At 59.8% G+C, this 10,223-nt stretch carries 8 protein-coding genes and 1 pseudogene; 5 read left to right on the forward strand and 4 right to left on the reverse strand.

The annotated features are described in order from the left end of the window. Positions 1 to 26: 26 nt before the first annotated feature. The 4 genes from ACTG3T_RS13815 to ACTG3T_RS13830 form a co-directional block, all read right to left on the reverse strand. A complete protein-coding gene (locus ACTG3T_RS13815) occupies positions 27 to 1,250 on the reverse strand; it encodes an acyl-CoA dehydrogenase family protein (protein WP_439102870.1) in 1,224 nt (407 codons plus the stop codon). 28 nt (positions 1,251 to 1,278) lie between these two features. After that, positions 1,279 to 2,517, reverse strand: a complete 1,239-nt coding sequence (locus ACTG3T_RS13820) for an acetyl-CoA C-acetyltransferase (RefSeq protein WP_439102871.1) — start codon at positions 2,515 to 2,517, stop codon at positions 1,279 to 1,281. 11 nt (positions 2,518 to 2,528) lie between these two features. Beyond that, complete coding sequence (locus ACTG3T_RS13825; protein ID WP_439102872.1) at positions 2,529 to 3,296, reverse strand: crotonase/enoyl-CoA hydratase family protein; 768 nt, start codon at positions 3,294 to 3,296, stop codon at positions 2,529 to 2,531. A gap of 127 nt (positions 3,297 to 3,423) precedes the next feature. Beyond that, positions 3,424 to 4,596: a dipeptidase gene (locus ACTG3T_RS13830; RefSeq protein ID WP_439102873.1), complete on the reverse strand. Its 1,173-nt coding sequence runs from the start codon at positions 4,594 to 4,596 to the stop codon at positions 3,424 to 3,426. 137 nt (positions 4,597 to 4,733) lie between these two features. Here ACTG3T_RS13830 and ACTG3T_RS13835 point away from each other — a divergent pair, with 137 nt between their 5' ends. From ACTG3T_RS13835 to ACTG3T_RS13855, 5 genes and pseudogenes are all read left to right on the forward strand, one after another. Then, a complete protein-coding gene (locus ACTG3T_RS13835; RefSeq protein WP_439102874.1) occupies positions 4,734 to 5,876 on the forward strand; it encodes an MFS transporter in 1,143 nt (380 codons plus the stop codon). A gap of 11 nt (positions 5,877 to 5,887) precedes the next feature. Then, positions 5,888 to 7,843: a beta-galactosidase gene (locus tag ACTG3T_RS13840; protein WP_439102875.1), complete on the forward strand. Its 1,956-nt coding sequence runs from the start codon at positions 5,888 to 5,890 to the stop codon at positions 7,841 to 7,843. Continuing rightward, positions 7,836 to 8,996 (forward strand): galactokinase, encoded by a 1,161-nt coding sequence (gene galK, locus ACTG3T_RS13845; RefSeq protein WP_439102876.1) that lies wholly within the window; start codon positions 7,836 to 7,838, stop codon positions 8,994 to 8,996. The genes ACTG3T_RS13840 and galK overlap by 8 nt, the downstream gene beginning before the upstream one ends. Further along, positions 8,993 to 9,991 carry a UDP-glucose--hexose-1-phosphate uridylyltransferase gene (locus tag ACTG3T_RS13850; protein ID WP_439102877.1) on the forward strand — a complete coding sequence of 333 codons (999 nt, stop codon included), beginning with the start codon at positions 8,993 to 8,995 and terminating at the stop codon, positions 9,989 to 9,991. Before galK ends, ACTG3T_RS13850 begins: the two co-directional genes overlap by 4 nt. Next, positions 9,988 to 10,223, forward strand: a pseudogene (locus ACTG3T_RS13855) (SLC5 family protein); the annotation flags it as partial. The gene ACTG3T_RS13850 and the pseudogene ACTG3T_RS13855, both read left to right, overlap by 4 nt.

Consider the following 10,223-nt stretch of genomic DNA (forward strand, 5'->3'; position numbering starts at 1 on the left):
GCCGAGCCTCTCGGCCCGGCAGCGCCTTAATCTGCGGCGTAGTGACGAATGACCTGTTTACCCAGAGCCATGAGGTGCACCTGATCGGAACCATCAGCCTGACGACACCAGCGCGCGTAGTTATAGGCCTCGGCCATGGGGTAGTCCTCCGTGAGCCCGCCCGCACCATGCATCTGCATGCAACGGTCAATCACCGTTTGCGCCATGATGGGCACCGACACCTTGCTGGCCGCAATGAGGTCCATCGCCCCCTTGGCGCCCACCTCATCCATGCGCTGGCAGGTTTTGAGGACCAGCAATCGCATCATCTCTATTTCGGAGAAGCTTTTGGCGATGTCCTCACGCACCGACTGATGCTCACTGAGCTTGCGCCCGAAGGTACTGCGCCGGGTCACACGATCGCAGGCCAGCTCCAGGGAGCGCTGCGCGGCACCGATGAGCCGCATGCAATGATGGATGCGGCCGGGGCCTAAACGCCCCTGGGCAATTTCAAAACCGCGACCTTCTCCGAGCAGAATATTCTCCGCGGGCACGCGCACGTCGTTAAACTGCAGCTGGGCGTGCCCCATAGGCGCATCGTCGTATCCCAGGGTTGTCAGCGGACGGGTAATCTCTAAACCCGGCGTACCCTTGGGCACCAGCACCTGAGACTGCTGCTTGTGACGACTTTCGTTATCAGGATCTGACTTGCCCATGACGATAAAAATCGCGCAGCGTTCGTACATGGCCCCGGAAATAAACCACTTGCTACCGTTCAACACATACTCATCGCCATCGCGGCGAATGGAAAGTTCGATGTTCGTCGCATCCGAGGATGCCACCTGCGGCTCCGTCATGGCGTAGGCAGAGCGGATATCTCCCGCAAGGAGCGGCGTCAGCCACTGCGCCTGCTGCTCGGGTGTACCGTACTTCATGAACACTTCCATATTGCCCGTGTCCGGCGCGTTGCAGTTAAACACCTCCGGACACCAGATCACGCGACCCATAATTTCTGCCAGAGGTGCGTAATCCAGATTACTCAGACCGTCATGATCCGCATGCTCCGCCAGCTTCGGGGGAACAAACATATTCCACAGGCCAGCGGATCGGGCCTTGGCCTTCAACTCCTCCATGATGGGCGGATAGGCAAAGCGGTCTTCCGCGGCATCCACCTGATGACGATAGGTCTGATCGTTGGGGTAAATATGCGCATCCATAAAGGCGCGCAGCTGATCCTGAAATGCCAGTGAGGCTTTACTAAATTCAAACACAGTGCTGCTCCCTGATTATGGGGGTTGCTTAAGCCGCTATCCGTTCAATGATGATCGCCGGCGCCATGCCGCCCGCTGCGCACATGGTCACCAGACCAAACTGCTGGTCCCGGCGCTCCAACTCGTCAAGGATAGTACCGATGAGCACGGAGCCTGTCCCTCCGATGGGATGACCGAGGGCCATGGCGCCACCGTTGACGTTGACTCTGCTGCGATCGAGGTCGAGATCGCGGATAAACTTCTCGGCAACCACCGCAAAAGCCTCGTTGATTTCAAAGAGGTCGATATCCGACAGGCTCATGCCGGCTTTTTTCAGTACTTTGTGTGCGGCGGGCACCGGCGCATTGAGCATCAACGTGGGGGAGTCCCCCATGTTGGCCATAGCCACAACGCGTGCCCGGGGCTTCAAGCCATGGGCTTTGGCGTACTCGGGCGAGGCCAAGAGCAGCGCTGCAGCCCCATCCACCACGCCTGAGGAATTGCCTGCGTGGTGAACGTGGTTGATCTTAAGATCGGGATAAACCTGATTTACCAGCTTACGATAGGTCGTGCCCTGCTCATCAAGGGGGTAATCCGCAATAGGCTCGAAGGAGGCTTTGAGTTCTGCGAGGCCTTCCAGCGTTGTTTCGGGTCTGGGAAATTCCTCATGGTCCAATGCCATGCTGCCATCGGGATTCAGCACGGGGATAAGACTGCGCTCGAAATGCCCCGCCGCAATCGCAGCAGCGGCATTCTGCTGGGAAGTAATCGCCAGCGCATCCAGCGCGGTCCGGGGAATGTTCTCAATGGTGGCGATGGCATCGGCGCACACGCCCTGATGGGGCTGGGGCTGCATTTCCCGCAAATGCAGATTGTCGTTATCCATGAACGGCGACTGACTGGGGTCGGAGCCGTAGAGCGACATCATTTCGCAGCCACCGGCGACCACCAGGTCTTCCATGCCGCTCATGATAGAGGCCGCTGCGATGTTCACCGAGGTGATGCCGGAGCCGCAAAAGCGATCCAGTGTTACCGCCGAGCTGCGCACGTCATAGCCCGCATCGAGCGCCGCCATGCGTGCCAAATCTCCCCCCTGGGTACCCCGCTGCCAGCTGGTGCCGAAGACAATGTCATCGACCTCCTCCGTGTTAATGTCATTACGCTCGGCGATCGCCCGAAGCACGGTAGCACCCAGATGCTGCGGATGGAGGTGCGCCAAAGCCCCCTTACCTTTTTTGCCGATACCCCGGGGGGTACGGCAGGCGTCAATAATCCAGGCTTCACTCATAGCTAACGCTCCTATTTGCCTTTCCAGTTGGGTGCGCGCTTCTGCGCGAAGGCCGTGGCACCCTCGATGGCGTCCTCACTGGTAAACACGTGTCCGACGATTTCCTGCTGCTTCGCAAACATCTCATCGCTACTCCAGTCCTGGGCGCCGGCAACGGCTTTCAGACTCGCAGCAACAGCCAGGGGGCCGTTCGCAGCGATAGTTTGGGCCAGGGCCTGAGCCCCTTCCAGCGCCTTGCCCGTCTCCGCGATGCGGTTGATCAAACCTAATTCGTAAGCGCGCTCTGCGCTGATGAACTCGCCCGTTAATGCAAGCTCCATGGCGATCCGGGAAGGTATCTGCTTGGGCAGTTTCACCAGGCCGCCCGCTGCAGCGGCAAGACCGCGCTTCACTTCAGGGATGCCAAACTTACTGCTGTCGGCGGCCACGATGAGGTCGCAGCTGATGGCAAGTTCAAAGCCTCCCGCCAGAGCATAGCCCTCGACAGCGGCAATAATCGGTTTAGTGGAACGGTACTCGGTCAGGCCCGCGAAACCCCGCCCTTCCACCTGAGGCAGCTCGCCACTGACAAAAGCCTTGAGATCCATGCCAGAACAGAAGGTCCCCCCGGCGCCCGTGAGGATTGCCACGCGGAGGCTGTCATCCGATTCAAGCTCGTCGATGGCCTCAGCCACGCCCAGGGCCAGGGCGCGATTGGCGGCGTTTTTGGCTTCCGGTCGATTCAGGGTAATTATCAGCACCCCATCGATCTTTTCTGTGAGAACTTCCTTGGCTGACATAGCTTGCTCCTTTTATTGAAAGGTAAAAACGTTTACGGGACCTGATTGTGCATCGCAGGGCCCCGGGGTCCAAGGTTGGCAGCGCTCAGCAAAATTGCCCTAAAGTGACAGCAGGGCTTATGGCTTTTTACGCGCCAACCGGGGGCAGATTTTCCTGCAAAAATCGCAGCATATTGCCCCCCATCACCAGGCGGATTTCTTCCTCACTGAATTCCTGATTCAGCATCTCCTGGGTGAGCGCCGCCAGCTCAGAGGTATCAAAAGGCACGGTGGTTGAACCGTCGTAATCGGACCCGAGGGCCACGTGTTCAACGCCCAGAAGATCGATACCGTAGCGAATCGCAGCGACAATACCGGCGGGGGACACATCGCAAATAGCCGCGTCCCAATACCCCACACCAATCAAGCCACCGCCTTGTGCAATTTTTTGCATAAGCTCATCGGCGATATTCCGTGGCGTCGGGCAGTGTCCCTGAAAACCGCTGTGGCTGACGATGAGGGGTGAATCACTCATCGCCAGCACATCTCTGACGCTCTGCTCCGAGGAATGGGCGACGTCGATAATCAAGCCTTTGGCATCAATGGCTGCCACCACATCCCGACCAAAACTGCTGAGGCCGCCACCGCCGGTACCGTGGAGAGAGCCGCCCAGGGCGTTATCAAAAAAGTGATGCAGCCCGAACATGCGAACCCCTGCACTCTGCAAACGATCGATGTTGTCGAGAGACCCATCCAGGGCATGCGACCCCTCGATGCCCAGCAATGCGCCGATGGTTTCGGCGCCGTCGGCGCGCGCCGCCATGACGGCATCGAGATCACCCCGGGAGCGGAGTATGCGCAACACAGTAGGGTCCTCAGCTTCGATCTGCGCAAGCTTATCTGCCTGCAGCAGGGCCCGCTCTGTCAGGCTCGACCAGGTCGCTGCGGGCCAGCGCTGAACTATCGCCAGGCGCGTGATGTTATCGGGAGCATCGGCCTCATTGCGCTCATAATTTTGACCTTTGGGTGAGCTGGTCACAAAGGTGAAAGCCTGAAGAGCCACATTGGCCTCTCGCAGGCGCGGCAAATCCACATGACCGCGATCGGCTCTCCGGGTAAGATCCCGCGCCCACAATGTGCTGTCGCTGTGCAGATCACCCACGACCAGCGAGTCGTGCAGTGTCTTTGCCGCTCCAGTGACGAGATAGGGCTCGTGGTCAAGAACTTTGTTCATGGAACCCTCGAGCAGGCCCGGACCCACTGCAAACCCGATCAGCACAGCCAACAGGACAAGCAGTCCCCCAATGGAAAGTCCCTTCATGAATCTAGTCTCCGTTTTGAACGTATCAATGCTGTTGTTGTGATACTGGCATACTGCAGTATCGCGTGATCACTATGGGCGGCGCCACAGCCACGGGGCCCCCATACCCCCGTCGCCCATCCCTCGGAATCCGTCCCTTGAATCTCAGACTGCTCAGCCTTGTCTTCGCACCGTTTGCCCTCGGCACCAGCGCGTTTATCTACATCGGACTCATCGAGCCCATGTCCCGGGATCTTGGAGTAAGTATCGCAAGCGTAGGTCAGTTGCAGACCGTTTTCGCTCTCGCCTGCGGCATTGGCGGACCGGTGCTGGCCCGACTCCTCGCAGACTTTGATCGCAAACGCCTGCTCCTTTGCGTGCTGGCGATACTTGCCGCCATGAATCTAGGATCCGCCATGGCACCCAATCTTATTGCCATCGGAGGCATCCGCTTCGCAGCGGGATTTTTTGCCGCTCTGACCCTACCCCTGGCCTCCACCCTGGCGGTGAGCCTCGTTCCCGAAGCAAGCCGACCCAAGGCCATCGCCACCGTGCTTGCGGGCTACACGCTGGCATTTCTTATCGGCATGCCCGCCGGCAGCATTCTGGGGGACATCTATGGCTGGCGCTCGGCGTTCTGGCTCGCCGCAGGGATCTCTACCGTGGCCTTTGTTGTCATCGGTCTCTTTGCCCCCGCGCACATCCACGCACCGGAAGCCGGTGCGTCCAGCTTCCGGCGGGCGCTACAGGGGGAAAACCCCAAACTCATGCTGATTACGCTGCTCAGTTTCGCCGGCACTTTTGCGACGGTAAGCTTCATCGGGCCGGTTATTACCGCATCGACGGGGCTCACCGGCTCGGGCATCGCCGCCATACAGCTGTCCACGGGCATGGGCAGCCTCCTGGGGCTTCCCGCCGGCGCTATGTTGGCGAGGCTGAGCACCCGCAAAGCATTGAGCATTCTCCTCGGGTCGGTTCTGCTCACCCAATTGCTCTTCTCTCTGGGTATGCTCTTTGATCTCGGCGCTCTGGCAATCCCGGTGCTGGTGTTTACCATGGCCTTTAACTCCGCCGCCCTGTTCGGCACGTCCCCCGTGATTCAAAGTCAGCTGGCGAACGCAGCGGGACCAGCCGCTACCATCGCCTTCGCTTTAAACGGTTCCATGCTTTACTCTGGCCAGGGTTTGGGCTCGTCTCTTGGAGGCGCCGTAACCAGCTTTATCGGACTGGGATGGACCGGCATTGCCGGTGCCGTTGCCGCACTGCTGGCATTACTCCTGGCACGCAGGCTTAACGTTTAACGAGGTGATACATGGCCCTGGCTACCATCGGCGTTTGCTACTACCCCGAGCACTGGCCCCGGGAGCGCTGGTCCGAGCAGGCCAGCACCATGCGCAGCGGTGGAATTGAACTTGTACGCATCGCCGAATTTGCCTGGTCGCGCATAGAACCCAGCCCCGGTCACTTCGATTGGGAGTGGCTGGATGAGGCCGTAGAGACCCTTGCCGCTGAAGATCTCAAAATTATTATGTGTACGCCCACGGCCTGCCCTCCCCTGTGGCTTGTGGAACGCTTCCCTGAAATTCTGCCGGTGGACAGCAGCGACCAGGTCCTTCGCTTTGGCTCCCGGCGCCATTATCGCTTTGCCAGTCAGGTGTATAGCGATGAGTCGATACGCATCAGCCAGGCGGTCATCGACCGCTATGGAGGCCACCCTGCCATCGTGGGATGGCAACTGGATAACGAGTACGGATGCCACGAAACCACGCTGAGCTACAGTGAGGATGACGGACGGGCCTTTCAACGGTGGCTGGAACAGCGCCACAGCAATATTGACGCGCTCAACCGGGCGTGGGGCACGGTATTCTGGAGCCAGGAATACCGCAGCTTTGCCGAGGTAGGCAGACCCAACCTCACGGTAACCGAGGCCAACCCGGCTCATCAGCTGGACTACTGGCGTTTCGCCTCCGAGCAGGTGGGGAAATACAACGCAAAGCAGCGTCAGTTACTCGCGGGCTCCCAGGGCTCCGATCGCTGGGTCACGCACAATTTTATGGGCAACTTCATCGACTTCGATCACTTCGATGTAGGCAAGGATTTGGATGTCGCCACCTGGGACAGCTATCCCCTCGGGTTTCTGGATCAGGGCTGGTTCAGCGAAGAGGAAAAACTCCGCTACCGGCGCATTGGGCACCCGGATTGGGCAGCCTTTCATCACGACCTGTACCGCGCCGTGGGGAACGGCCGATTTGCGGTCATGGAGCAACAGCCCGGCCCGGTTAACTGGGCCGAATCCAATGCCCAGCCGCTGGATAACGCACCGGCATTCTGGGGCATGGAGGCCGTGGCTCATGGCGCCGAATTTGTCAGCTATTTCCGCTATCAACAGTTACCTCGTGCGCAGGAACAGATGCACGCGGCATTGCGACTGCCCACAGGAGAGGCCGCGCCGGCATGGACACCCGTTACCCGGCTGGCCGAAGAGCTTCAGAACCTGGAGCAAAACGAGAGCTTACAGGCGCCCATTGCGCTGCTCTTCGATTACCCGTCCTGCTGGGCGGGAGCCATCCAGCCTCACGCCCCGGGCATGGATACATTGCAAAGCGCTCTTCACTATTACAGCGCTGCCCGCGCCCTGGGACTGGATATCGATATCGTCAGTGCACAATCACCGCTGTACGGCTACGAGCTGGTCATTATTCCCGGGACAATCATTGTCGATGCGGCGTTCGCAGCGCGCGCAAAAGCCGCTGGCGCGAGCTGCCTCATAGGTGCCCGCAGCGGCTCCCGCGATGAGCACTGCGCGCTGCCAGAAACACTCGCTCCGGGACCGCTCCAGGACGTCATACCGCTTCGCGTACTGGCGGTGGACAGCATGCGGCGCGGCGCTATGCGATCGTTCCGTTATGGAGAGCAAAGCTTTGAGGCCAGTCGCTGGCATGAATCCATAGCCTCGGATCTTGAGCCGCGCATCCGCTGTAATGATGGCGCCGGCCTCTGGTACAGCCAAGACAACCATCACTACATCAATGCGCATGTGTCCTCGGAATTCCTCACCGTGGTGATGCAGGAAATCTTCTCCCATAGAGACCGGGCCTATCGCCCACTCCCCGAGGGGTTACGCATTCGTCGGCGAGGATTGCTCACCTTCGCCTTCAACTTCTCACCAGAGGTCCAACGGCTGGAAGTCAGGGATGCCGAATGCGTCATCGGTACCCGGGATCTTGCGCAAGGCGAATACGCCGTTTGGCAAAGCCCCCGTGACTGAATCGCACAATCCGTCGTTGACGGCATTGCTCGCACCGTTGGAAACGGCCCTTGGATCGCGCTTTGAAAAAGAACCGATCTGGGCCGCCGCCGCACCGGGTCGGGTGAATATCATCGGGGATCATACGGACTACTCCGAGGGCCTCGCCCTCCCCATGGGTATTGATCTGTACACCCTCATGGTGGCGGCACCCCGCGATGATGGTCCTCAGGCAATACGGGTGTTCAGCGCCGAGGAAGGCGAGGCTGAACTGTCACTGCGGGGCAGCGAGTCGCGCCGCGGAGACTGGACGGACTATCTGGACGGTGTACTTGCGCTGTATCAGGAACTCGGCGCCGCGGTACCTCCCTTCGACCTGGTCATCGGCGGCGACCTGCCCCTGGGGGCCGGTCTTTCCAGCAGCGCATCATTGGAGCTCTGTTTTGCTGCACTCATTGAGAGGATCACCGGGCACGCCTTGCCGCCTTTAGACAGGGCGCTCCTTTGCCAGCGTGCGGAGCACGATTACGCGGGGGTGCCCTGTGGCATCCTCGACCAGTTTGCCGTGAGTTTTGCCAAAGAGCACATCGCGATGCTTTTGGACTGTCGTGACCAAAGCGTCACGGAGGTAAGGCTGCCGGACGATGTGCGGGTCGCGATTGTGGACTCCGGTGTACGCCATGCCCTGGGAGACGGTGGCTATGCCGAACGCCGGGCACAGGTGGAAACCGCCCAGAACTCGCTGGGAAAGTCCCTGCGGGATAGTGGTCTGGAGGAATTGACTTTGATCCCTGACAACAGGGTTCGCCAGCGCGCGCAGCATGTGATCAGTGAAAACTCCCGGGTAACGGCCTTTGTGGAGGCATTGTCCGCGAATGATGAGGTAACCGCCGGACAGTTGATGTATGAGAGCCACCGCAGTCTGTCCCGGGATTTCGCGGTGAGCTGCATTGAGCTGGACACCCTGGTGACTGCAGCGCAAAACGCCGGCGCCCTGGGTGCCCGCATGACCGGTGGCGGCTTTGGAGGCTCCATGGTGGCCTTTGTAGACCGTGCTAAAACGGTGGCGTTTGAAAAAGCGCTTACCGCTGAGTTTCGTACCGCAGGCTTTACAGAGCCAACGATTCGCTGGGTCACCGCCGCCGCCGGCGCTCGATCCTGGACCCTGACATGAGTGATCACCCCCATCGCCGTTACAACCCCCTCTCTGATCGCTGGGTGCTGGTCTCCCCTCAGCGGGATCAACGTCCCTGGCAGGGACAGCTCGAGGACACCCCCGCTCCTGAACCTCATTACAGCGAAGACTGTTATCTGTGCCCGGGTAATCAACGTGCCGGCGGTCAGCACAACCCAAACTATGATGATGTGTTTGTCTTCGATAATGATTTTCCCGCACTGCTGACAGACAGCGCAGCTGATGTAGAGAATAACGGGCTGTTCCGCGCCGACCCGGTGCGGGGTCGCTGCCGGGTTATTTGCTATAGCCCGCGGCACGATCTGACCCTGGCAAGCATGGGCAAAGCGCAGCTCCTCGCCGTTATAGAAACCTGGGCCAGGGAAACAGAGCAGCTGAGCAAGGACTACCAATGCGTGCAGATTTTTGAGAACCGCGGAGCCACCATGGGTTGCTCCAACGCGCACCCCCACGGACAAATCTGGGCCCTTGATGCGCTGCCCAGCGAGATCAAGGTCGAGGATCAACAGCAGGCTGCGTACCTTGATCAGCACGCCACGCCCCTGCTGCTGGACTACGCGCAGCAGGAATTGGCCAAGGGCGAGCGAACGGTGTGCAGTAATGCAGATTGGCTTGCGGTTGTTCCCTGGTGGGCCACCTGGCCCTTTGAGGTTCTGCTGCTGCCCCTGCAGCCAGTGGCCAATTTACCGGCGCTGAGCGAGGCACAGCGCGAGTCGCTGGCAGCCATTCTGCAGCAGCTCCTCGGCGCCTATGATCAACTCTTCGCTGTACCCTTTCCCTACTCCATGGGGTGGCATGGCGCGCCCGCATCGACCGCAGCTACACACTGGCAATTACACGCGCATTTTTACCCCCCTTTGCTGCGCTCTGCGACGGTGCGCAAGCACATGGTGGGCTTCGAAATGCTCGGCGAGTCTCAGCGCGACCTGACCCCCGAACGGGCCGCACAGCAACTACGCGAGGCTCTGCCATGAACCTACAGTTTTTTGTTTTCGCCGCCATCACCACAGCCATCGCGGTCTTTACCTATCTGCAATGCCGAAAGGCACCGCGCAGCGGTGATGACAATGCGGAGTATTTTCTGGCGGGACGCACCCTGTCCTGGTACTTCATTGCCGGCTCCATCACCCTCACCAATCTGAGCACCGATCAACTGGTGGGCATGAACGGCAATCAGATGCTCCTGCTGGCCTGGTGGGAACTCGC

Source organism: Congregibacter sp., from assembly GCF_965660375.1.
Taxonomy (GTDB): Bacteria; Pseudomonadota; Gammaproteobacteria; order Pseudomonadales; family Halieaceae; genus Congregibacter.

Excerpts from the sequence above, each read along its gene's own strand:
- ACTG3T_RS13820 (WP_439102871.1), bottom strand. The coding sequence starts at position 2,517 with ATGAGTGAAGCCTGGATTATTGACGCCTGCCGTACCCCCCGGGGTATC.
- ACTG3T_RS13850 (WP_439102877.1), top strand. The coding sequence starts at position 8,993 with ATGAGTGATCACCCCCATCGCCGTTACAACCCCCTCTCTGATCGCTGG.
- ACTG3T_RS13830 (WP_439102873.1), bottom strand. The coding sequence starts at position 4,596 with ATGAAGGGACTTTCCATTGGGGGACTGCTTGTCCTGTTGGCTGTGCTG.
- ACTG3T_RS13825 (WP_439102872.1), bottom strand. The coding sequence starts at position 3,296 with ATGTCAGCCAAGGAAGTTCTCACAGAAAAGATCGATGGGGTGCTGATA.
- ACTG3T_RS13840 (WP_439102875.1), top strand. The coding sequence starts at position 5,888 with ATGGCCCTGGCTACCATCGGCGTTTGCTACTACCCCGAGCACTGGCCC.